General features: G+C 69.1%; 23 protein-coding genes. 4 read left to right on the plus strand and 19 right to left on the minus strand.

Annotation, left to right across the window (positions count from 1 at the left end):
* Positions 1-108: 108 nt before the first annotated feature.
* From FQU85_RS08480 to FQU85_RS08500, 5 genes are all read right to left on the minus strand, one after another.
* Positions 109-345 carry a cell surface protein gene (locus tag FQU85_RS08480; protein WP_145846853.1) on the minus strand — a complete coding sequence of 79 codons (237 nt, stop codon included), beginning with the start codon at positions 343-345 and terminating at the stop codon, positions 109-111.
* A gap of 99 nt (positions 346-444) precedes the next feature.
* The gene (locus tag FQU85_RS08485; protein ID WP_145846855.1) at positions 445-963 is read right to left on the minus strand and encodes a winged helix-turn-helix domain-containing protein; all 519 of its coding nucleotides are present in this window, start codon (positions 961-963) and stop codon (positions 445-447) included.
* Positions 960-1805, minus strand: a complete 846-nt coding sequence (locus tag FQU85_RS08490; RefSeq protein ID WP_370516773.1) for an alpha/beta fold hydrolase — start codon at positions 1803-1805, stop codon at positions 960-962. The genes FQU85_RS08485 and FQU85_RS08490 overlap by 4 nt, the downstream gene beginning before the upstream one ends.
* Positions 1802-2947: an acyl-CoA dehydrogenase family protein gene (locus FQU85_RS08495; protein WP_145846860.1), complete on the minus strand. Its 1146-nt coding sequence runs from the start codon at positions 2945-2947 to the stop codon at positions 1802-1804. The genes FQU85_RS08490 and FQU85_RS08495 overlap by 4 nt, the downstream gene beginning before the upstream one ends.
* A 292-nt stretch (positions 2948-3239) precedes the next feature.
* Positions 3240-4793 (minus strand): long-chain fatty acid--CoA ligase, encoded by a 1554-nt coding sequence (locus FQU85_RS08500; RefSeq protein ID WP_145846862.1) that lies wholly within the window; start codon positions 4791-4793, stop codon positions 3240-3242.
* Positions 4794-4926: 133 nt separating this feature from the next.
* On the opposite strand from FQU85_RS08500, the gene FQU85_RS08505 reads away from it, so the two are divergent.
* Complete coding sequence (locus tag FQU85_RS08505; RefSeq protein ID WP_145846864.1) at positions 4927-6093, plus strand: alpha-hydroxy-acid oxidizing protein; 1167 nt, start codon at positions 4927-4929, stop codon at positions 6091-6093.
* Here the strand turns inward: FQU85_RS08505 and FQU85_RS08510 are convergent.
* The 7 genes from FQU85_RS08510 to FQU85_RS08540 form a co-directional block, all read right to left on the minus strand.
* Entirely contained in the window at positions 6088-7056 is a 969-nt protein-coding gene (locus FQU85_RS08510) for an LLM class flavin-dependent oxidoreductase (protein ID WP_145846866.1), read from the minus strand. The genes FQU85_RS08505 and FQU85_RS08510 overlap by 6 nt on opposite strands.
* 76 nt (positions 7057-7132) lie before the next feature.
* The gene (locus FQU85_RS08515) at positions 7133-8248 is read right to left on the minus strand and encodes a CaiB/BaiF CoA-transferase family protein (RefSeq protein WP_145846868.1); all 1116 of its coding nucleotides are present in this window, start codon (positions 8246-8248) and stop codon (positions 7133-7135) included.
* The gene (locus FQU85_RS08520) at positions 8238-8708 is read right to left on the minus strand and encodes a redoxin domain-containing protein (protein WP_145846870.1); all 471 of its coding nucleotides are present in this window, start codon (positions 8706-8708) and stop codon (positions 8238-8240) included. The genes FQU85_RS08515 and FQU85_RS08520 overlap by 11 nt, the downstream gene beginning before the upstream one ends.
* On the minus strand, positions 8705-9115 hold the full coding sequence (locus FQU85_RS08525) for a cupin domain-containing protein (protein ID WP_145846873.1): 411 nt from the start codon (positions 9113-9115) through the stop codon (positions 8705-8707). The genes FQU85_RS08520 and FQU85_RS08525 overlap by 4 nt, the downstream gene beginning before the upstream one ends.
* Before the next feature lie 45 nt (positions 9116-9160).
* Positions 9161-10327, minus strand: a complete 1167-nt coding sequence (locus FQU85_RS08530) for a beta-ketoacyl synthase N-terminal-like domain-containing protein (protein ID WP_145846874.1) — start codon at positions 10325-10327, stop codon at positions 9161-9163.
* Positions 10324-10737, minus strand: a complete 414-nt coding sequence (locus tag FQU85_RS08535; protein WP_145846876.1) for a Zn-ribbon domain-containing OB-fold protein — start codon at positions 10735-10737, stop codon at positions 10324-10326. Before FQU85_RS08535 ends, FQU85_RS08530 begins: the two co-directional genes overlap by 4 nt.
* Complete coding sequence (locus FQU85_RS08540) at positions 10737-11696, minus strand: hydroxymethylglutaryl-CoA synthase family protein (RefSeq protein WP_145846877.1); 960 nt, start codon at positions 11694-11696, stop codon at positions 10737-10739. The genes FQU85_RS08535 and FQU85_RS08540 overlap by 1 nt, the downstream gene beginning before the upstream one ends.
* A 127-nt stretch (positions 11697-11823) precedes the next feature.
* On the opposite strand from FQU85_RS08540, the gene FQU85_RS08545 reads away from it, so the two are divergent.
* A complete protein-coding gene (locus tag FQU85_RS08545; protein WP_145846879.1) occupies positions 11824-13482 on the plus strand; it encodes an acyl-CoA synthetase in 1659 nt (552 codons plus the stop codon).
* Here FQU85_RS08545 and FQU85_RS08550 read toward each other — a convergent pair.
* The 7 genes from FQU85_RS08550 to FQU85_RS08575 form a co-directional block, all read right to left on the minus strand.
* Positions 13479-14792, minus strand: coding sequence for a hydroxyacid-oxoacid transhydrogenase (locus FQU85_RS08550; protein WP_145846881.1), 1314 nt, complete (start codon positions 14790-14792; stop codon positions 13479-13481). The two genes, FQU85_RS08545 and FQU85_RS08550, sit on opposite strands and share 4 nt — an antisense overlap.
* Positions 14793-15596, minus strand: coding sequence for an N-acyl homoserine lactonase family protein (locus FQU85_RS08555; RefSeq protein WP_145846883.1), 804 nt, complete (start codon positions 15594-15596; stop codon positions 14793-14795).
* Between the two features lie 56 nt (positions 15597-15652).
* Entirely contained in the window at positions 15653-16069 is a 417-nt protein-coding gene (locus FQU85_RS13625) for a Zn-ribbon domain-containing OB-fold protein (protein ID WP_240792407.1), read from the minus strand.
* Positions 16069-17010, minus strand: a complete 942-nt coding sequence (locus FQU85_RS08560; protein WP_240792408.1) for a hypothetical protein — start codon at positions 17008-17010, stop codon at positions 16069-16071. Before FQU85_RS08560 ends, FQU85_RS13625 begins: the two co-directional genes overlap by 1 nt.
* Positions 17007-18176 (minus strand): thiolase domain-containing protein, encoded by a 1170-nt coding sequence (locus FQU85_RS08565; protein WP_145846885.1) that lies wholly within the window; start codon positions 18174-18176, stop codon positions 17007-17009. The genes FQU85_RS08560 and FQU85_RS08565 overlap by 4 nt, the downstream gene beginning before the upstream one ends.
* 66 nt (positions 18177-18242) lie before the next feature.
* Positions 18243-19145 (minus strand): alpha/beta hydrolase, encoded by a 903-nt coding sequence (locus tag FQU85_RS08570; protein WP_240792467.1) that lies wholly within the window; start codon positions 19143-19145, stop codon positions 18243-18245.
* A gap of 28 nt (positions 19146-19173) precedes the next feature.
* Positions 19174-19761 carry an isoprenylcysteine carboxylmethyltransferase family protein gene (locus tag FQU85_RS08575; protein WP_145846887.1) on the minus strand — a complete coding sequence of 196 codons (588 nt, stop codon included), beginning with the start codon at positions 19759-19761 and terminating at the stop codon, positions 19174-19176.
* Between the two features lie 236 nt (positions 19762-19997).
* Between FQU85_RS08575 and FQU85_RS08580 the strand changes: the two genes are divergently transcribed.
* Both FQU85_RS08580 and kynU read left to right on the plus strand, forming a co-directional pair.
* Positions 19998-21425 (plus strand): APC family permease, encoded by a 1428-nt coding sequence (locus tag FQU85_RS08580; RefSeq protein WP_145846889.1) that lies wholly within the window; start codon positions 19998-20000, stop codon positions 21423-21425.
* Between the two features lie 35 nt (positions 21426-21460).
* Positions 21461-22720, plus strand: coding sequence for a kynureninase (kynU, locus tag FQU85_RS08585; protein WP_145846890.1), 1260 nt, complete (start codon positions 21461-21463; stop codon positions 22718-22720).
* The last annotated feature ends 16 nt before the right edge of the window (positions 22721-22736 follow it).

Genomic DNA, 22736 nt, shown 5'->3' on the forward strand with positions numbered 1-22736 from the left:
CGTGCGGGCGACGGCTTCCGATTCGGGGAGTCCCACGCTGCCCGCACGGGACGCGGGGCGGGCGTGCTCCATGGGTATGGGGTGAGCGCGCCCGCGACCCGCGACGCGCTAGAACTCGTAGTCGTCTTCGTCGCCGCCGAGCGACCGCTCACTCGTCTCGAGCATCTCCTCGCCGAACATCTCTTCTTCCTCCCGGTTCGCCTCGATTTCGGGCTTGTACACCTGGAGTCCGTGCGCGAGAATCTCCTCGGCGGCTTCCTGGCGGCTCACGAACTCGCCCTCGTCAACTAATCGATCGAGTTCGACCTCGACGTTGTCCGGAATGTCGACTTCGACGCGTGGCATACACGCGACTTCCACCTCCACCACTAAAGGCGGTGGGGTCGCGGCTCCGGAGCGCACGACGTCTGGCGCTCTGCTGGTGTGGTGACGCGACCGCGTTCGCTACTCCGATCGCGGGAGCGCGTCGAACAGCTCGGGGTTCGTGCCGAAGTGGAGGACGTTCGTCACGACGGAGTTCCGGATGTTCGAGATGACGGCGCCGTGATCCTTGTAGAAGTTGTGAATCCACTGGGATTCCGCCTGTCGTGTGGGGAACATCATCACGGACTTCCACTGGTACTCGCCGTCCGAGAGGAAGTAGAACAGCGTGTTCTCGTGGTCGCGGATGTACTCCATGGCGTCCCGCCAGCCCTCCGCGAAGTGCTCGGGGTTGAACTTGAACTCCATGAGCGCGAAGATGAAGTACGCCTCGTTCGGGATGATGGCCTCCCGGAACACGCCCGCGCGACGCATCTTCCGAATGGATTCGGAGACGGTGACGTGCGAGACGTCGATGTCGTACTCCTGGTCGAGGATGTCCGTGAGGTCGCGCGAACTCACCTGCGGGTTCTTCGCGAGTTCCTTCAGGATGACCACGTCGCGTTCCTTGAAATCCCAGTCCGGTTCTTGCTCCATGCTCATAGGAACGCGCGTAGTTCCTCGGTATAGGCCTTCGGTCTGTCCTCCATCACCCAGTGGTAGGCGTCGTCGAGCGTCACGACCTCGCCCGCCCCGGACACGTCCTCGGCGAGCCACTCCGCGTAGGACACCGGTTGGAGGATGTCGTCGCCCCCCCACAGACAGAGCGTGTCCGCGGTTATTTCAGCGTAGTCGAGTTCCGTGGTGTGATTCGTGTTCGTCGCGACCGCACACCGCGAGAGCGACCTACGGCCCGCGTCGGTCATCCACGGGGCTTTCATGCCCTCGATGAACTCGGCGTGCTCGGACTCGTCGCCGTGCACGCCACCACCGAACGCGAAGTCGAGGTTCTCTTCGAGTTCGTCGAACGGCAGTTCGGCCGTCCCCGGGAGGCCGAGGTCGTTGACGAACTCGACCGGCCACGAGTCGTAACACACCGCGTTCGACACGACGAGCGTCGACACCGCTTCGGGGCTGTGCGCGGCGTACCGGCTGGCGACGCCGCCGCCGATGTCGTGGCTCACGAGGTTCAGGGGCGTCGCGATGTCGAGTTCGTCGACCAGCCCTTCGATGACCTGCTCTTGGGCGCGGATGGAGCGGTCGAAGCCGTCGGTTTTCTCGCTCGACCCGTAGCCCGCGAGGTCGGGGACGACGACCCGGTAGTCGTCCGTGAACTCGGGCGCGACCTCCCGCCAGAGGAACCCCCAGGTCGGGATGCCGTGAACGAACACGAGCGGCTCGCCGTCCGCGGGCCCGTCCTCGTAGTACGCGATCTCGACACGGTGGCCGTCCACGTCGACCGTGACGGTGTCCTGTCGCGTGCGGTACTCTTCGTGGTTCATCAGAGTATCTGGCCGGCGATGATGTTCTTCTGGATCTCCGAGGTGCCCTCGTAGATCTTCGTGATGCGGGCGTCACGGTAGTAGCGCTCGACGGGGTGGTCGGTGACGAACCCGGCGCCGCCGTGCACCTGAATCGCGTCGTCCGCGACGTCCACGGCGTTCTCGGACGCGGTGAGTTTCGCCATCGACGCGAACCGCGTCGCCTCCTGGTCGTTCCCGTTATCGACCGCCGCCGCGGCGCGGTACGTGAGCGATCGCGCGGCCTCCGTGTTCGCCGCCATCTCCGCGATCATGTGGCTGACCGCCTGGTAGTCCTTGATGAGCTGTCCGCCCTGCTCGCGCTCGTTCGAGTACGCCTTCGCCTCGTCGATGGCGGCCTGCGCGACCCCGACGGCCTGGGACGCGACGCTCGTCCGACCGGACGCGAAGAAGTCCATCAGCTGATAGAACCCCTTGTTCACGTCGCCGATGACGTTCTTCTCGGGCACGCGCACGTCGTTCAACTGCACCTCGGCGAGGTCGCTCGCGCGAATCCCGAGCTTGTTGTCGATCTTCGTCGTCTCGAACCCGTCGGTGTCCGTGGGCACGAGGAACGCCGTGATACCCTTGCGCTGGGGTTCGACGTCCGTATCGGTCTTCGTCATCACGACGGCGACGTCCGCGACCGTGCCGTTCGTGATCCACATCTTGTTCCCGTTGATGACGTACTCGTCGCCGTCCTTCTCCGCGACCGTCTCGATGCCGGCGACGTTCGAGCCGTGCGCGGGTTCGCTGATGCAGGAACAGCACGCGGACTCGCCGTTCGCGATCCTCGGCAGCCACTCCTCCTTCATCCACTCGTCGCCGTACTTCCGAATCATGTTCGACCCGAACCCCCGAGAGCCGATTGCGCTCCCGATACCAGGGTCGGCCCGCCACAACTCCTCGGTGACGATGACGCTGGAGAGCGTGTCCATCCCCGCGCCACCGTACTCGACGGGAATTCCGGGTGCGACGAAGTCGAACTCCGCCGCCTTCTCGATGAGGTCGATGGGATACGACTTGTTCTCGTCGTGCTCGCGCGCCACCGGCTCGATCTCGTTCTCGCCGAACTCGCGAACCGCCTCCCGGATCGCCTGATGCTCGTCTGAGAGCTGGAAACTCATACGCGACAATTACGCTCTACCGTTTAATAAGTTTGCAAGAATTCTATTTTCGTTAACCGACGGGGGTGTCGTCCGCTCCGACACGGCCGTCCCTTGTCCGGCCACTCCGAAGAGAGACCATGGCTCGCGGCTCACGGCGCTCGCCGCTCGTCTGTTCGGCGACGCCTCCTCCTCACGGGTCGCACCGCTCCCCGTTCGGACGTTCGGTCAGCCCTGCGGGCTGACTACGTCTCGCGGCTCACGGCGTTCGCCGCTCGCCTGTTCGGCGACGCCTCGCGTTGCTCGGCGTCGCCTACTCCTCTCCCGCGAGTTCGTACTTCTGGACCTTCCCGGTGGTGGTGCGCGGGAGTTCCTGCACGAACTCGACCTCCCGCGGGTGCTTGTAGGGCGCGAGGTTGTCGAGGCAGAACTGCTTGAGTTCGTCGGCGGTCACGTCGCCGTCGGGCGTCTTGACGACGAACGCTTTCACGGTTTCACCGCGGCGCTCGTCGGGGACGCCGACGACCGCCGCGTCGGCCACGTCCTCGTGTTCGAAGAGGAGTTCCTCGACCTCGCGCGGGTAGACGTTGTAGCCGCCCGTGACGATCATGTGCTTCTTCCGGTCGACCACGTAGAAGAACCCGTCCTCGTCGTGGTAGCCCACGTCGCCGGTGTGGAACCAGCGCTTGCCGTCCGCCTCCGTGAACGCTTCCTCGTTGGCCTCGGGGCGCTCGTAGTAGCCCTTCATGACGTTCGGCCCGGAGATGACGAGCTCGCCCGTGATCTCGTGGAGCGCGGCCTCGTCCTCGTCGACGGGGCCGTCCTCGACGGGGGCGATGGCGTTGAAGTCGTCGTCGACGATGCGGGCGTCGACGCCGGGGAGGGGTTTGCCGATGCTGCCGGGGCGGCGGTCGTCGGGGTGGTTGGCGTGCGTGATGGGGCTCGTCTCGGTGAGCCCGTACCCCTCGCAGAGCGGGACGTCGTACATGTCGTCCCAGGTTTCGAGGACTTCCATCGGGAGGCCGCTCCCGCCCGAGTTCGCGAACCGCAGGCTGGAGAAGTCGAACTCGGCGGCGTCCGGCTGATTGACGAGGTCGTTGTACATCGCGGGCACAGCGTGCAGGAGCGTGAGGTTCTCGCCCTCGATGAGGTCAACTGCGTCCTCGGCGTCCCACTCGGCCATGGGGTAGTACGCGCCGCCGTTGAACAGCGTCGCGTTCATCGTCACCGTCATCCCGTAAATGTGGAAGAGGGGAAGCACGCCGAGGTGGCGGTCGTCGCCGCGGATGCCGTCCGGAATGGGGTCGTCGGCCACGTCCGCGTCCCAGTAGAGGTTCTTGTGCGTCAGGAGGACGCCCTTCGGCGTGCCCGTCGTTCCGGACGTGTACGGCTGGCAGGCAACGTCGTCGTCGTCTCGCTTGACGGGGCCGAACGTGTCGTCCGCGAGGAACTCCTCGAACGCGGTCGAGGTCTCGGTCTCCGCGCCGACGGTGACGACGAACTCCACGTCGGTGTCCTCGCGCACGTCCTCGACGTGCTCGACGAGGCTCGGGAGGGTCACGACGGCGTTCGCGCCGGAGTCGCCGAGGAGGTGTTCGAGCTCGCGCGAGCGGTACTGTGGGTTCATCGGCACGACGATGCCGCCGGCGCGCATGATTCCGTGGAAGGCGGTGACGAACTGCGGGAGGTTCGGCAGGTACACCGCGACGCGGTCGTCGGGTTCGATGCCCTCGCGTTCGAGCGCTGCGGCGAACCGGCCGGTACGCTCCCAGAACTCCTCGTAGGTCTGTTCGCGTCCCTCGTGGTGGATGGCGACGTTCTCCGGGTGTTCGTCCACTGCGCTCTGGACGTGTTCGACGAGGTTCATGGTCGATGCGACGGCCGTCCCCGCCTTAGGTATTGTGAACGTTGTTCATCGAGCGTGGAGTTTACCTTAGTTTCGTTCACGACGACGCGATATCGAGCGAACAGTTAACACGCCCCAGTCGAAACCCCGCGGTATGGAGAACCCCGGCGACGACCGACAGCAGGCGGTGTACGGGCAGGGAATGCTGATGGGCGAGACGCCCGACGTCCCGCCGAACTTCGAGGAACTCGAACGCCAGGCGCTGGAGGCGATGAGCGACGAGGCGTACGCGTACGTGAAGGGCGGCGCGGGCAGCGAGGACACCGTCTCCGAGAACCGCCGGGCGTTTCGCGACCACCGAATCGTCCCCCGGATGCTCCGCGACGTGTCCGAACGCGACCTCTCCGTCGACGTTCTGGGACAGACGCTGCCCGCGCCGGTCGTCCTCGCACCCATCGGCGTGCAGTCCATCATCCACGAGAACGGCGAGCTCGCGACCGCGGACGCCGCCGCCGACACCGGCGTTCCGATGTGCCTCAGCTCCGCGTCCTCGGAGACGCTCGAAGACGTCTCCGACGAACTCGGAGACACCCGGAAGTGGTTCCAGCTCTACTGGTCGAGCGACCGCGACATCGCCGCGAGCTTCGTCGAACGCGCCGAGAACGCCGACTACGACGCGCTCGTCGTGACGCTCGACACGCCGATGATGGGGTGGCGCGAACGCGACGTCTCTCACGGCTACCTCCCGTTCCTCGACGGCGAGGGCGTCGCGAACTACACGAGCGACCCCGCCTTCCGCGACCTGCTCTCCCAGCCGCCCGAAGAGAACATGGACGCCGCGCTCAGCGAGTTCCTCGCCGTCTTCGGGGACGCGACGCTCACCTGGGACGACCTCGACTGGCTCACCGACCAGACCGACCTCCCGATAGTCTTGAAGGGCATCCTCCATCCCGCGGACGCCCGCCGCGCCGTCGGGAAAGGGGCGGAGGGAATCGTCGTGTCGAACCACGGCGGCCGCCAGGTGGACAACGCCGTCGCCGCGCTCGACGCCCTCCCCGGAGTCGTGGACGCCGTCGGCGAGGACGCGGACGTGCTGTTCGACTCCGGCATCCGTCGTGGTGCGGACGCCGTCGTCGCGCTCGCGCTCGGCGCGGACGCCGTCCTGCTCGGCCGCCCCTACGCGTACGGACTCGCGCTCGACGGCGCCGAGGGCGTTAGTGAGGTCGTCGAGAACTTCCTCGCCGACCTCGACCTCACGCTGGCGCTCACCGGGAACACCAGCCCCGCCGACCTCGACCGCTCTATCTTCGCGGATTCATAAGTCCGTGGGCGCGAGCGCCGCCACCGTCCGCTCCGCGAGGTCGGCGCTCGCGTTCGACGGCGTCACGACCAGCGGCTCGTCCACCACCGGAATCGCCGCGACTTCGCGAAGCCGCTCGCGGGCCTCGTCCGGCGTGCCGGCGACGCCGAGCGCGTCCACCATCTCGTCGCTCACGTGCCCCCTGGCCGCCGCGCGGTCACCGCTCCGCCACGCGTCGGCGACGGCGTCGGCCTCGTCGGGGAACGACTGGGCGACCGCGTTCTTGTAGCCGTCCGCGCTCCCGACGTAATAAGCGAGGTGGCCCCTGAGCGCGTCGTACGCCTCCGCCCTGTCCTCGCTCACCGCCGCGGGAACGTACGGCACGACGTCGATGTCCCCGGGGTCGCGGCCCGCCTCCCGCGCCGTCCGCGCCACCAGCTCGAACGCGGGTTCGAGGCACTCGAACGGGATGTTGTGCGGGAGCCAGCCGTCCGCGACGCGGCCGGTCGCGCGACGAGTCGCCGGCCCGAGCGCCGCCGCGTACACCGGCACGTCCGCGTCCAGCCCCCGGAAGTCGCGAACTGAAAACAGCTCGCCGTCGTACGACACCCGCTCGTCGGTTTCGAGGAACCGGCGCGCGAGTTCTATCGCCTCGTGCAGGCGACGCGGCGGATTCGCGAACTCGACCCCGTGCAAGTCCTCGACGGCTTTCTCCGTGCTCGTGCCGACGCCGAGCGTCACCTGTCCCGACGTCGCCTCGCTGACGCTCGCCGCCGCGCCCGCGAGCGCCGCCGGACTCCGCGAGTACGCGTTCACGATGCTCGTGCCCACATCGATGTCCGTTCGCTCGGCGATGCGCGCGAGCGTGACGAACGCGTCCGTCCCCCAGAGTTCGCCCGTCCACACGCCCCGGTAGCCGAGGTCTTCGGCGCGCTCCGCGAACCCAACGGGGTCGTCGCCGGTGAGCTGGACGCTCGCCCGCATCTACGCCCCCTCCACGAACCGACTGTGTGTGCGAATACCGTGCATGGTCGTGTCTGCGCCGCCGCCCCGAAAAGGGTTACCGGTCGTCCGGGTCGACGCCCGCCTCGCGGAGCAGTTCCCCCGTGTGTTCGCCGAGGTCGGGGACCGACTCGCCGGCGGCCGGAACGTCACCGTCGACGCGCGCCGGGAACCCGACGCGGCCGTCGTGGACAACGCCGCGCTCCCGGAAGTGCGCGGCGTCGATTGCGTCCCGGGGCGTGCGGACGCGGGCAACCATTCCGTCCGCCCCGCAGCGGCGCTCCCACTCCGCCGCGGGTCGCTCCGCGAACGTCGATTCGAGTTCCGCGCGGAGCGCCTCGCGTTCGACGGGGTCGGTCGTGCCGTGCGCGTCCACGAGGTCGGGGCGGTCGGCGTCCGCACAGAACGCCTCCCAGAACTCGGGTTCGAGCGCTGCGAGCGTCACGTACTCGCCGTCCTCGGCCTCGTACACGTCATACCAGGGGTACTCGCCAGTCAGTGGTGTGCGTCCGGGCCGCGGGTCGCCGTCGAACGCGAGCATCGCGAGCGGTTGGCTGACGGAGAGCGCGGCGTCAGCGAGCGACGTGTCGACGTATCCCCCGCCGTTTCCGAGTTCGCGCGACAGGAGCGAGGCCGCGACGGCGAACGCCGCGAACAGACCGCCCGCCATGTCCGCGACAGGAATCCCGGGAATACGCGGTGTCTCGTCCGTATCGCGTCGAGTCGCGTCGAGCACGCCCGCCGCGGCGAGGTAGTTGATGTCGTGACCGGCGCGCTCCGCGAACGCCCCCGTCTGTCCGTACCCGGAGAGCGAGCAGTACACGATGTCCTCGTTGTGCTCGCGGACGCGCTCGTAGTTCACGCCCAGACGGTCGACCGTTCCGGGACTGAACCCCTCCACCACGGCGTCCGCGTCGGCCGCGAGCGCGTAGAACGCCTCCCGGTCGACGTCGGTCGTGAGGTCGAGCGCGACGCTTCGCTTCCCGCGGTTCACCGCGTCGAACAGCCGGCCGACGCCGCCCTCCGTCGTCGGTGGCATGCTGCGGGCGTAGTCGCCGCGGTCGGGGGACTCGACCTTCACGACGTCCGCGCCGGCGTCCGCGAGTAACTGCGTCGCGTACGGCCCGGGGAGGAGTCGCGTGAGGTCGAGGACGCGTATTCCCTCAAGATCCATGTACGGTTTCCTCGATGTCGCTCGCGGGCATCGGCGTCGTCCAGTCGTCCAGCACCCACGACGCCCGGACCGTGCGGTCGGCGTCGAGGAGGAATGCGCTCCGCTTCGGAATCCGCACGCCCGCCATGTTCTCGCGGCGCGCGAGCACGCCGAACTCCTCCGCCAGCCGGCCGTCCACGTCCGCGTAGATGCGGAACGGGCTGTCGAGACTGCGGAGGAAGGCGTTCTGGGCGTTCGGACCGTCCCGGCCGACGCCGACGACGGGCACGTCGAAGTCGTCCCAGCCCCGGCGGTCGTACTGCCGCCACCAGTTCTCGGCGATGGCGCTGAACGCGAACCCGTAGAACACGAGCAGCGCGCCGCCCTCGCTCACCTCTTCGATGGAGGTCGCGGTGAACACCTCGCCGTCGCAGAGCAGGCCCTCGCAGTTCCGCGGCCGGTCGCCGGGTTCGAGCGTCATCGGCGCGGGTCGTCGATGTCGTGGGGGTTCAGGCCCTCGTCCTCGATTGCGGGCGCGCCGAACGCGAACACGACGCCCGTCTCGTCGCCGACGTTCCGGTGGCCGTGGCCGACCATCGGCCCCGCCGCCCACCACGTCCCCGGGCCGGCCTCGACCACCTCGGTGTCGCCCGACCGCCCGAGCTTGAGGCTGAACGTCCCCTCGGCGACGTAGAACAACTCCTCCTGCTCGCTGTGCGCGTGGTAGCCGATCTCCTCGCCGGGGTCGATGCGCCACACCTTCGCCCGCATCTCCGCGAGGCCGAGCGCGTCGTCGATGGGGAGCATCTCGTGGTCGGGCGGCGTCTCGTCGCTCTCCGAGAGGTCGACTCGCTCAACGTCGTCCTCGTGAACGTACGCGTACTTCATGTGGAATGCTACCGCAGTACGCGGAATAAATCTATGGCCGCCGCGTCAGGGGCGGTGCTTCGAGAGGACGTTGATGCAGGAGACGCTCCCGGTGGCGTCCCGGCCGATACCGATGTTGTGCTGGAGGCCGTACTCGGGGTCGTTCTCCACCTGCACCGCGCCCGCCTCGCCGCGGAGCTGCTCGTAGATCTCGTTCACCTGCGCGACGCCGGTCGCGCCGATGGGGTGGCCCTTCGCGAGCAGGCCGCCGGACGGATTGACGGGCTTCTCGCCGTCCAGGTGGGGCGTTCCGGACTCGACGAACGCGCCGCCCTCGCCCGTCTCGCAGAACCCGAGATCCTCGTACGTCACGAGTTCGGTGATGGTGAAGCAGTCGTGGACCTCCGCCACGTCGACGTCGTCCGCCGTGATGCCCGCCTCCTCGTACGCCTGCTCGGCGGCCTGCCGGGTCGCGGGGAACCCCGCGAGCGACTCGTCCTTCCCGCGCTGGAAGGTGTCCGTGGCGAGGCCGCTGCCGGCGACCCAGACCGGGTCGTCCGTGTACTCGTCGACCACGTCCTCGCTCACGATGACGGTCGCGGCCGCGCCGTCCGTGACGGGACAGCAGTCGTAGAGGTTCAACGGATAGGTGACCTGCGGGCTGTCCACCACGTCCTCGACGCTGCACGTGAACCGGTAGTGCGCGTGCGGATACTTCGCGCCGTTCTCGTGGTTCTTCACGGACACCTCCGCGACCTGCTCGCGCGTGGTGCCGTACGCCTCCATGTGGCGGGTGGCGCGCAGGCCGAAAAAGGCGGGCATCGTGACGCCGCGGCCGCGCCAGACCTGTTCGAGGGACGCGCCCTCGATGAGGCCGCCCGCGGAGTCCCGCATCTTCTCCGCGCCCAGCACGAGCGCCACGTCCGCCGACCCGGCCCGAACGGCCTCGACCGCCGACCGGAACGCCGTGCTCCCCGTCGCGCACGCGTTCTCCACGCGCGTCACCGGCATCTCGAACAACCCCGTCGGATGGCTGAGACCGAGCCCCGAGGAGGCGTTCTCCGCGATGTCGAGCGTGCCGAACCACGCCGCGTCGATGTCGTCCGAACTGATTTCCTTGTCCACGTCGTCCAGCGCGTTCAGGTACGCCCGCTCGGCCATGTCGTCGAACGACTGCTCGAACAGCTCTCCGAAGTCTATCATTCCCGCGCCGACCACTGCGACATCCCTCATAGCCGGTCACCCCGCGGGCGCTTGAACTTGAAGGAGTGGACCGGGAGGCCGTCCACGTCGAAGACGCGGCGGAAGTCGGCTTCGGCCTTCATCCCGATATCGATGTGCTCCGGGTCGGTCTCCGTGAACAGGCCGTAGACGCGGGCGGGGTCGCCGCCCGACGTCTGGGGGACGTCCATGATGGCGAGCGGGAGCGGTGTCTCGAACTCGTCCGGCAACCGTTGCTGGACGACGTAGGACTGGACGGTGCCGCGCTCTTCGAGTTCGGTGTCCGTCCACTCGCCCACGCTCTCGCAGCGCTTGCAGATGTCGCGGAACTCGGGGAAGCTCACCCAGCCGCAGGCGTCGCACTCGCGGGCGGCGAGGCGTTCGTTCGCGTCCCGGTCGCGGGTGAATGGGGGTTCGTACATCAGGCCGCACCTCCGCGGAAGCCGCGGTGTTTGCCGTACGGCACGTGCTCCTTGCTCTCGATGTAGTCGTCAGTGGTCATCTCGGGTGTTCCGTCGGTCGTGCGGTCGATGCTGAGCGCGTCGCAGCCGCCGGGGCCGTAGCCGGCGACGAGGACGGTGTCCCCGGCGTCCGCGGCGTCGAGGCCCGTGGCGAGGTCGAGGAGGACGCCGCCCGCGCCCGCGAACCCGACCGCGTCGAACGTCGAGTCGAGGTCGGCGTCGAGGTCGAGCGCGCCCGCGGCCTTCGACGCCCAGCGGCCGTCCGGAGCGGGGAGGGCCGCTCGGTCGAACGAGCCGTCGAGCCCGTTGACGGCGGTCGTGACGGCGTCGAGGTAGCGTTCGCGATTGAACCGGCCGTCGCCCGTCTCCGGGGGGCCATCAGACGGCGCGAACCGCCCGACGAACCCCGTGGTCGCGACCGCCGTCTCGCGGAGGTCCGCGACGCCGTCACCGGTTCCGAGGACGAGCGCACCCGCGCCCGCGCCGGCCGTCCGCTCGGCGCGCGTCCCCGCGTCGGCGGTGAGAACGTCGCTCGCGACCACCAGTGCCGTTTCGGCGCGCCCGGCCTCGACGGTGTCCCGCGCGGCGAGCACGGCGTTCGTCGCCGCCCGCGCGCTCCCCTGGAAGTCGGAGACGCGCGCGTCCCCGTCCGCGCCGACCGCGTACGCGACGTGCGCGGCGACCCCGCGCTCGTCGAAGTCGTCGCTCGTCGTCGCGGCGTACACCGCGTCCGGCGCGTCTACGCCGGCGTGCGAGAGCGCGTTCTTCGCGGCCTGCACGCCCAGCGTCGTGACGTTCTCGTCGTGCGCGGGGACGGCGGTCTCCCCGCCGCCCGCGCGCTCGCCGTACTGTTCGGCGATGGTCGACCGCTCGATCCGGTAGAGCGGCACGTAGGAGCCGTACCCCCGTATCGACACCATATCTAACGATACCCATAGATTCGCGCACAATAAATACCGATGTTCAACTAATCCGCCATTTCGATTTTTACTGGTGTGTTCGGGGCCGCCCCTGGGATTTATCATCATCATTGAAAAATGATACCGTATGACAGTATCCGACCGGCTCGACCCGTACCACTTCTACGAGGACGACTGGGACGATTACGACGCCCTGCGCGACGCCTTCGAGTGGGAGGTTCCGGATCGGTTCAACATGGCGCACTACGTCTGCGACCGCTGGGACGACGACGAGCGGGTCGCGCTGTACGCGGAGGACGGCGACCGCGAACGCACGCTCACGTTCGGCGACCTCGCGGACGCGACCGACCGGCTCGCGAACCACCTCGCCGCACGGGGCGTCGAACCCGGCGACCGCGTCGGCGTGAACGCCCCGCAGAAACCGGAGACGGTCATCGCGCACGTCGCCGCGTGGAAACTCGGCGCCGTCTCCGTCCCCCTCAGTACGCTGTTCGGCGTCGACGGCCTCTCCTATCGCCTCGACGACTCCGGAACCGTCGCGTGCGTGGTCGACGCGTCCAACGTCGACACGCTCCGGGACGTCCGCGACGACCTCGACGACCACCACACCGTCCTCACCGTGGACGTCGACGACCCCACCGGGGACGAGGCCGACCTCTGGGACGCCATCGACGATTCCTCCGCCGACTTCGATACCGCAGACACGGACGCCGAGGACGACGCGATCATCATCTACACGTCCGGCACCACCGGCGACCCGAAAGGCGTCCGGCACGCCCACCGCCTCCTCCTCGGCCACCTCCCACTCTTCCTCACCACCTTCTGCAACCTCGACCTCCGCGAGGACGACGTCGCGTGGACGCCCTCCGAGTGGGCGTGGGTCGCCTCCCTCTTCGACGTCGTCTTCCCCGCGCTCTACTACGGCCGGCCGGTCGTCGCCTCCGCCGGCGGCCAGTTCGACCCCGCGGACGCCTTCGAAACTATCGAGCGGTACGACGTCTCCCTCCTCTTCGCACCGCCGACCGCGCTCCGAATGATGATGCGGGTCGACGACCCCGACGAGACCTACGACACGGACGCGGTGCGCGTAATCTCGAGCGGCGGCGAATCCCTCGGGCAGAGCATCGTCGACTGGGGCGAAGACGTCTTCGCGGGCGCGGCCGTCCACGAGGGGTACGGCCAGACGGAGGCCAACCTCCTCATCGGGGACTGCACCGCGCTCACCGAGTTCCGCGAGGGGAAGATGGGGCTCGCCGGCCCCGGACACGACGTCCGCATCGTCGACACCGAAACGGCGGAACCCACGGTCGACTCCGGGGCGGTCGGCGAGATCGCGGTTCGGTACGACGGCGACCCCGTCTGCTTCAAGTCCTACCTGAACAAGCCCGAGAAGACGGAGCGGAAGGTCCGGAACGGCTGGCTGCTCACCGAGGACCTCGGGCGGATGGACGCTGACGGCTACGTCTCCTTCGTGAGCCGGAAGGACGACGTGATCATCTCTGCGGGCTACCGCATCGGCCCCGAGGAAATCGAGGAGAGCCTCGCCGGTCACGACGCCGTCGCGGACGCGGCCGTCATCGGCGTGCCGGACGACGAACGCGGCGAAATCCCGAAGGCGTTCGTCGTGCTCGCCGACGGCTACGACCCGAGAGACGACCTCCGCGAACGCCTGCAGTCGCACGTGAAGGAACGGCTCGCGAAGTACGAGTACCCGCGTGAGCTCGAGTTCATCGACGCCCTCCCGAAAACGACGACCGGGAAAGTACGGCGCGCGGACCTCCGCTAGTCCCAGTTGTGGAGCGCGTCGGCGAACACCTCCCGCACGTCCTCCTCGGTGACGGGCCGCGGATTCGTTCTGAGGAGGCGTTTCTGGGTGTCGACGGTCTGTTTCGCGAGCCAGTCCAGGTCGTCCTCGGTGACGCCCGCGAGTTCGTGGAGGCCGCTCGGCAGGACGTTCAGGTCTTTCTGTAGCTGAATGTACTGCTCCTTGAGCGCGTCCGCGGCTTCGCGGTTCGTCATGCCCGCGGTGTCCACGTCGAACATCTCCGCGAGGTCCGCGAACCGGCCGGGGTCGCTCGCGGAGTTGTAGTCGATAGTACTCGCGGGTGTGAGAACCGCGATCGTCTCGCCGTGGTTCGTGTGGTAGCGGTTCCCGACCGGGTACGCCATCGCGTGACAGAGGCTCGCGCCCGCCGTTAATCCCGCGATGGCGCCGAACAGCGCTCCCTGCAGCATGTTCTCCCTCGCTTCGAGGTCGTCGCCGTTGTGGACGGCGGTTCGGACGTTGTTCGAGAGGAGGTCGATGGCCTTCTCCGAGAACATCTCAGTCAGGGGCGTGCGGCCCGCGTAGACGGGGCGTTCGGCGGGGTCGGTCGCGCGCATCAGCGAGTCGTACTCGTGGGTCGTATAGCCCTCGATGGCGTGCCCGAGCGCGTCCATCGCCGTCTTCGCGGTGAGATCCGGCGGAAGCGTCGTGGTGAACGTCGGGTCGATCACCGCGGCGTCGGCGCGCACGTGATTGCTGGAGATGCCTTCCTTGATGTCTTTCTCCTCCACGGAGAGAATCGCGACGGGCGAGATCTCCGCGCCCGTTCCGGCGGTCGTCGGCATCAGCACGAGCGGCGGCCCCGAGTCCGTGACGGGTTCGCCCGCGCCCGTCGGCTCGGCGACGTAGTCCAGTGGCTCGCCGCCGTTCGCGACGATGGTGCGCGCGATTTTCGCCGTGTCCATGCAGCTTCCGCCGCCCAGTCCGACGTAGAAGTCGTAGCCGTCCTCGCCCTTCTCGTCACGCACGAACGCGACGCAGTCCTCCACGTCGGAGACGGACGGTTCGCGCTGTGAGTCGTCGTACACGTCCACCGCGAACCCGGCGTCGGTGAGGTTGTCGACGACGCGGTCGGCGTGCCCGAGTTCCACGAGCGTCTCGTCGGTGACGACGAGTCCGTGCGCGTCCTCCGGGACGCCGAGGTCGCCGAGCTGGAAGCCGAGTTCCTGTACCGAGTCTCGTCCGAACCGTATCTCCGGCATCTGGATGTGCCAGACCGACTCCGGGGAGAGGTCGTGGGAGTCAGCGGACACGGACCGCTCGTAGCTCATCTACGCCCACCCCTCCTGTATCCGCTCGAACTGCGCGGGGTCGTGTCCGTAGACGACCTCGGCGTCGTGGCGCCGTTCGAGGTCTTTGAGCCGCTGGAGGCTCTCGAACCAGTGCTGGTGGCTCCAGAGGAGGCCCGCGCCGAGCGGGGTCTCGTCGTCGTAGTTCTCGCTCTGGTAGATCTCGTCGCCCGCGAACACCACGGTTCCGTCGTCGTCGAGGTGAATCATCGTCCCGGTGAGCCCGGGCGTGTGGCCGGGGAGTCGGATGAACTCCGTGTCCTCGAAGTGCGACTCGCGGTCTTGGTGAATGATCTGCCAGTTCAGGTCGTGGTCGAAGTCGCCGAGGATGTACGCGCTACTTCCCTTGTCGGTCTTTGCGCTGTAGTACGCGAACTTCACCTCTTCCTCGTGGACGTAGACGGGAACGTCCGTGCCGTCGAAGTGGTGGAGACCGCCCGCGTGGTCGAGGTGGAGGTGCGTCTGAAACACCGCGTCGATGTCGTCCAGGCTGTATCCGGCGTCGTCGAGGTCGCCCTCGAGCGTGTGCTCGCGTACGTCGTGGGGGTAGAACGCCTGTTTCAGCCCCTCCGGCCAGTGACCGTCGAGGGCGTCCTCGTGGTTTCCGGTGTCCCAGAGGATGGTCGCCTCCGGGTGGTCGATGACGAGGTTCCACACCGGGATTTCGGCGTAGTCGGTGTCCGGATTCGGTTCGTCGTGTGACCCGAGTGTGTTCCCCTCGATGAGGTAGTTCAGGTCGCACTTCAGGCCGCCACGGTCGATAACGTCAATGGTAGCATCTACCATACAATTATGTTGGAAAATATTCGTAATAGTTCTAGGGGCGCTACCGGTACCGAGCGCTACTCGACCGGCCGGAACTTCACGCCGTACCGCGGCACGCCCTCCTGCTCGTAGAGTCGGCGCACCACGGCCTCGACGCGGTCGCCGCGCGAAACCTCGCTCGGGTCGCAGTCGCAGAACATCCCGGGGAGTCGCGCGCCCTCCGCCAGTTCGACGATGCCGGTGGCGAACGCGCCCTCCCGGGTCTGGTACTCGTCGAATTCGGGCGGCGCGCCGCCGGAGATGACCGTCACGGCCTGCACGGTTCCGGTGCCCTCGGGTTCGACTTCTTCGAAGTCGGCGTCCGCGTTACAGGACGCGCAGACGCCCTCGGCGGGGAAGTTGTGCGCGCCGCACTCAGGGCACTTCCCGAGCACGAGACGGTACCGGGAGTCGTTGCTCCGCCACCACGTCGGGAGGCTGACGTACGCTCCCATCAGGCGTCACCCCCGATGTGACCACGCTTGCGAGCGTACTGCGGGTAGTCGATACTCACGGTGTCGCGCTCGTCCGGAACGTCGAGTCGGCCGTCGAGGTGGACGGCGTCCGCGCCGTTCCCGCACCCGACGACGGCCACGTCCGTCTCGCCGGCGTCCCACGCGGCGAGCAGTCCGAACAGGGGGCTGGCCGCGCCCGTGTCGCCGAGGTCGTGCGCGCGCTCGTAGACCGCCGCGTCGCCCGCGACGGCCCGCGCGCCCCGGTAGGGGAGGCCGCCGTCGGGCGCGGTCGGTGCGAGCGCGTCCGGCGCCCCACTGAGTCCCGCGACGGCTTTCGCGAGACTGGTGCGGTATGCGTCGCGCTCGTACTCGGTCGCGCCGTACGTCTCCACGTCCCGCGACCCCCGCGGACGGTACCGCGTTCCCGGGAACTCCTCGGTGTAGGACGCGGTATCCCGAACGGTCACGTCGCCGTCGGGGCCGGCGACGAACGCCACCGCGCCCGCGCCGGCCGCGTGGTCGATTCCCTCGCTCGGGTCGCCGAACGGGCTGTCCGCCGCGACCGCGAGCGCCGGGCCGTCCGCGTCGAGCGCGTCCCGGAGCGCCCCCACGCCGCCCCGCGGACTCTGCGTGTGCGCGACCGCCGCGGCGTCGCGGGGGAGGCCGAGCAGTTCCGCGAGCGCGCCCGCCACGTCGCCCTCCGCGAGCGGCGGCGTCGTGGTGGCGAACGCGACGCGTTCGAGTTCTCTCCGGTCGGCCGTGCTGGCTTGGATGGCGTCCTGCGCCGCGGCGTGCGCCATCGTCACCGCGTCCTCGTCCGCGGCCGCGACGGCCTTCGTGTCGATGCCGCGCGCGTGAACGGACGCGAGCGCCGCGTCCAGTTCCTCGGTGCTGATGCGCGCTCGGGGCGTGTACACCCCGAGGGAGTCGAGCGCGTTCACGCCCATCCCTCCTCGAAGACATGCACCGCGACGGCGCCACCGCTCCCCCCGACGTTGTGCGTCAGGCCGCGGGAGAGCCCCGAGACCTGACGGTCGCCGGCCTCGCCGCGGAGTTGTTTGAACACCTCCACCACCTGCCCGCCGCCGGTCGCGCCGATGGGGTGGCCCTTCGCCTTCAGGCCGCCGGAGAGGTTCACGGGGCGCTCGCCGTCGGGTTCGGTCGCGCCGGACGCGACGTACGGCCCGCCCTCGCCGCGCTCGCAGAACCCGAGATCCTCGTACGCGAGGAGTTCCGCGATGCTGAAGCAGTCGTGGACCTCCGCGAACTCCACGTCCTCGGGGCCGATGTCGGCCTCGTCGTACGCCTGTTCGGCGGCGCGCTGGGTCGCCGGAATCTCGGTGAGGGTCGGCCGCTGGAACAACCCGACGCGGCCGCTCGACTGGCCCGCGCCCGCGATGCGAATCGGATTGTCGGTGAGTTCCTCCGCGGCGTCCCGGGACGCCACCAGGACCGCGCTCGCGCCGTCCGAGGTCGGACAGCAGTCGAACAGGTTCAGGGGATCCGCGACCGCGGGCGCGTTCATCGCGTCCGCCAGGGTCGTCTCGAACCCCAACTGGGCGTGCGGGTTCTTCGCGCCGTTCGCGTGGTTCTTCACCGCGACTCGCGAGAGGTGTTCGCGCGTCGTTCCGTGCTCGGCCATGTGCGCGTCCGCCATCTGCGCGTACACGCCGGAGAACGTCGTGCCGGCCATGCGCTCCCACTCCGTCTCGCCGGAGACGCCGAGCCACTCGCCGGTGCGCTCGCTACTCACGTCGTTCATCACCTCGAACCCGCCCGCGAGCGCCACGTCAGCGACGCCCGCGCGCACGGCGAGCACGGCCTGTCGGAGCGCGACGCCGCTCGCCGCACAGGCGTTCTCGACGCGCGTCGTCGCCGTGCCGTTCAATCCCGCGAACTCCGTGACGGCGGGGCCGGGAAGCCCCAGCTGGCGGCCGCCGACGCCGAGCGTGCCGACGTACGCCTCGTCCACCGACTCGCGGTCGAACTCCGCGTCGACGGAGTCGACCGCCGTGTCCACGGCCTCCTTGAACAGGGAGCGATACGACTCGCGCGGGAACGACCCGTAATCCGTCTGACCCGCGCCCACGACGTACACGTCGTTCATACGGTCGGGTTTCCCGGGGCTGATTCAAAACGGTTCCTCCTGCGGTCACCAACGGGGACGACCGCCCTACGCCCGCAGGCGACCCGCGACCGCCGCCATCGCGTCGTCCGCGACGGCCACGCTGTCCGTGAGGCTGAGGAAGCCGTGCGCCATCGAGGGATAGTGGTGGTGTTCGACCGGCGTTCCCGCGTCGCCGAGCGCGTCGGCGTACGCCGCACCGTCGTCCCGGAGCGGGTCGTGGCCCGCCGTCACCACTGTCGCGTCTGGGAGGCCCGAGTGGTCGCGGGCGCGGAGCACGCTCGCGTACGGGTTCGCGGCGTCCACGGGACTCCGCACGTACTGCTCCCAGAACCACTCCATGTCCGCCCGGGTGAGTAACGGGCCGTCGGCGTTCTCGCGGTAGGAGTCGGTGTCGAACGCGTGGTTCGTGATGGGGTAGAGGAGCGCCTGCTGGGAGATATCCGGGCCGTCGTGGTCGCGGGCGCGGAGCGCGACGGCGGCGGCGAGGTTCCCACCCGCGCTCGTTCCCGCGACCGCGAGGTCGCCCGCGCCGCCGAACGTCCCGGCGTGCTCGCTCACCCACGCCAGGGCGGCGTACGCGTCGTCCAAGCCCGCCGGGAACGGGTGTTCGGGCGCGAGCCGGTAGTCCACGGACACGACGACGCGGTCGGTGCGCGCCGCGAGTTCCCGGCAGAGGTCGCCCGCCGAGTCGAGCGTTCCGAGCGTCCACCCGCCGCCGTGGTAGAACACGAGCGTCCCCGCCGGGCCGTCCGTATCGCGGTAGACGCGCAGGGGTATCTCGCCGCGCGGCCCCGGGATTGCGAGGTCACGCGTGAACGCGACGGTTCTCGACGCACCGCCGAACACGTCGTCCTCCACGCGGCGCGCGGACGCGACGCTCATCGCGTGCCACGGCGGAACGCCCGTCGCCGCTATCTCCCGAATTTCGGCCGCCAGGTCGTCGTCCAGCGTCACGGGCGACCCGACGCGGCCCCGCCTAATAGACTCCCGGGACGAGGCGGTCGGGGACGCGCTCGCAGTAGTCGTCGTAGCCGTCGAGTTCGCGGCGGAGCGCGCGCTCCTCCACGCGGATGCGGTACGCGTATCCCGCGCTGACGCCCGCGGCGACCGCGGCGACGCCCGGCCACGTGCCGAGCGAGAGCGCGACGCCGAGGAGTGCGACGAACCCGCCCGTGTAGGCGGGATGGCGGACGACGGCGTACGGCCCGCGCGCCACGACCGACTGGTCGTCTCTCACGGTCACCGACCGGTCGAAGGCGTCGCCGAGCGTGCGGATGCTGTACCAGCGGAGTGCGACCCCCGCGAGCGTCGCGAGCACGCCCGTCCAGAACGCGGGAACTGCGAGCCCGCCGAACGTCGCCCACGCCGGCGCGCGGAACGCGAGCCAGAACGCGACCGCGAACCCCGCTCCTACCGCGACGGACAGCACGACCCGCGAGTTCGCGTCGAGGTCGGGGCCGCCCTCGCTCCCGCGCGCGTCGTCCACCAGTTCGGGGACGATCCAGGCGGCGTACACCGCGCCGAGCACGTACACGTACGGCGACGTGAGGCCGACGACAGTCACGTCCGTGGCGTCGCCGCCCGCGGTGAAAAAGTCACTCCTCCAGCAACTGCGGTTTCCCGAACGGCAGACTCCCGAACAGGGCGTAGTGGACGAGGGTTGCCGCGACGAACAGGACGGCGAGCACCGACAGCAGGCGTTTCGCGTTCATACCCGTACGTGGTTGTCGATCGCCATAACCGTTGTCCGACGACCGGAATCCCACATCGCTAAACGTCGCCGGACGATACCGGTGGGTGATGTCCGAGAGAGACCTCGAACGGAACCTGACGTCCATACACAGCATCGCCGTCATCGTCGGCACCATGATCGGCGCCGGCATCTTCGTCGTCACCGGCGAAGCCGCCGCCATCATGGGGCCGGCGGTGCCGCTCGGCTTCCTCGTCGGCGTCCCCGTCGTCCTCGCGACCGCAGTCGTCTACTCCGTGTACATGAGCGGCCCGCTCGGCGACCACCCGGGCGGCGCGTACATGCACATCTCCAGGACGTGGAACTCCACGCTCGTCGGGTACGTCTTCATCTGGCTGAAGACGGTGGCGTTCATCGGCGCGCAGGCCGTCTTCGCCACCGGGTTCGGGAACGCGATGGGGTACTGGCCCGTCTTCGACTTCCTCGGCGCGACCGAGTGGGCGGTCGTCTTCCTCACCGCGTTCTACCTGATTCACCTCGTCGGCGTGGACGTGTTCGGGCGCACGCAGGCCGCGATGACCGGCGTCCTCGTCGCCATCCTTCTCCTGCTCGGCCTCCCCGGACTGCTCTACGTCCAACCCGGGAACTTCACGCCGCTGTTCCCCGCGGAGAAGTTCGGGAGCGGGTTCGTCGCGCCCTTCGTCGCCGGGACGAGCGCCATCTTCTTCTCCTACATCGGCTTCGAGTCGCTCGCGCAGACCGCGGGCGAGACCGAGAACCCCCGCGAAACCCTCCCGAAGGTGTTCACGGGGAGCGTGCTCGTCGTCGGCGCTATCTACCTCCTCGTGAGCGTCGTCGTCATCGGCGTCCTCCCCTGGCCGGCCGTCGCCGCGTCCAGCACGCCGCTCACCGACGCCGCCGCGACGTACTTCCCGGTCGGGACGGCCGGCATCGTCGCCGTGGGGAGCATCCTCGCGTACGCCACCACCGCGAACTCGGGGTACGTCGCCCCCTCCCGCATCCTCTACAGCCTCGGCCGCGACGGCCTCATCCCGGACGCCCTCACGCACGTCAACGACCGGTTCGGCACGCCCGACGTTGGCCTCACCATCACGTGGGGAATCTCGGTCGCGCTCGTCGCCACGTCCACGTTCAGTTACGCGCTGAACGTCGCGCTCGGCGCGCTCGTCCTGATGTACCTCGCGCACTCCCTCTCCGCCGTCGCGCTCCCGCACGTCAACCCCGGCCTCTACGAGCGCAGCAACCTCCAGCTCTCCCCCGCCGCCCTCGCCGGTGTCGGCCTGTTCAGCGCCGCAGCGATGGCCGTGTTCGCCTGGCAGACGCTCTCCGTCGGCTCCATCGGGAGCGCGCTCGACCTGCTCGCCGCCGGCCGACTCGGCGACGCGCTCCTCGCGAACAACGTCCTCCTCCTCGCCGCCTGGCTGCTCGTCGGCCTCACACTCTACGCCGGCTACCGCGCCCGCACCGACGACGCGATCCCGGACGCGCTCCCCGTCGGCTTCCTCGACGAGGAGTGAGGAAGGCATACGGCGCTTCCGTCCCCAGGTTCGGTATGGACACGACACGGGAGGCCGCCCGCGAGCGCGACGCGGCCGACCCCCTCGCCGCGTACCGCGACCGCTTCAGCGTGCCCGACGACTACTACGTCGACGGCAACTCCCTCGGCCCGCTCTCGCAGGACGCCGAAGCCGCGCTCGACCGCGTCGTCGAGGAGTGGCGCGACCTCGGCATCCGCGGCTGGCTCGACGGCGACCCGCCGTGGTTCCGGTACGGCGAGTATCTGGGAAGCCGCCTCGCCCCGCTCGTCGGCGCGCGCGAGCACGAGGTCGTCGCCGCGAACAGCACCACCGTCAACATCCACACGCTCGTCGGAACGCTCCTCAACGGCCTCGACGACCCGTTGGTGCTCGTGGACGAACTCAACTTCCCCACGGACACGTACGCGGTTCGCGCCCAGCTCCGGAATCGCGGGTTCGACCCCGACGACCACACCGTCGTCGTCGAGAGTTCGGACGGGCGGACCATCGACGCGGCGGACGTAGAAGCCGCCCTCACCGACGACGTGGACCTCGTCTTCCTGCCATCGGTGCTCTACCGGAGCGGCCAGCTCCTCGACCTCGGACGCATCACGGCGGCCGCACACGCCCACGACGCGTACGTCGGGTTCGACCTCGCGCACTCCGTCGGCGTCGTCCCCCACGCCCTCCACGACCTCGGCGTCGACGTCGCCGTCTGGTGCAGCTACAAGTACCTGAACGCCGGCCCCGGCTCTATCGCCGGACTCTACGTCCACGAGCGCCACTACGAGCGCACGCCCGCGCTCGCCGGCTGGTGGGGTCACGAGAAGGACACCCAGTTCGAGATGCGGGACACCTACACGCACGCGCACACGGCGGGCGCGTGGCAGATCGGCACCGTCCCCGTGTTCGCCGCCGCCCCCCTCGACGGCAGCCTCGACGTGGTCACGGACGCCGGCATCGATGCCATCCGCGAGAAATCCGTTGCGCTCACCGACTACCTCATCAGCCTCGTGGACGACCGCCTCGGCGGCGACTTCTCGGTGGGGACGCCCCGCGACCCCGACCAGAGGGGCGGCCACGTCGCCGTCGAACACCCCGACGCCGCCCGCATCACCGAAGCCATGAAAGACCGAGGCGTCGTCGGCGACTTCCGCCCGCCGAACGTCTTCCGCGTCTGCCCGAGCCCGCTCTATACGCGCTTCGAGGACGTGTACGACGTCGTCGAGGAACTCCGGACGGTCGCGGAGACCGACGCGCACCGGGCGTACTCGCTCGACGGGAGCGTCACCTAGGGCTAAGTCCCTCCCC

Source organism: Salarchaeum sp. JOR-1 (assembly GCF_007833275.1).
Lineage (GTDB): Archaea > Halobacteriota > Halobacteria > Halobacteriales > Halobacteriaceae > Salarchaeum.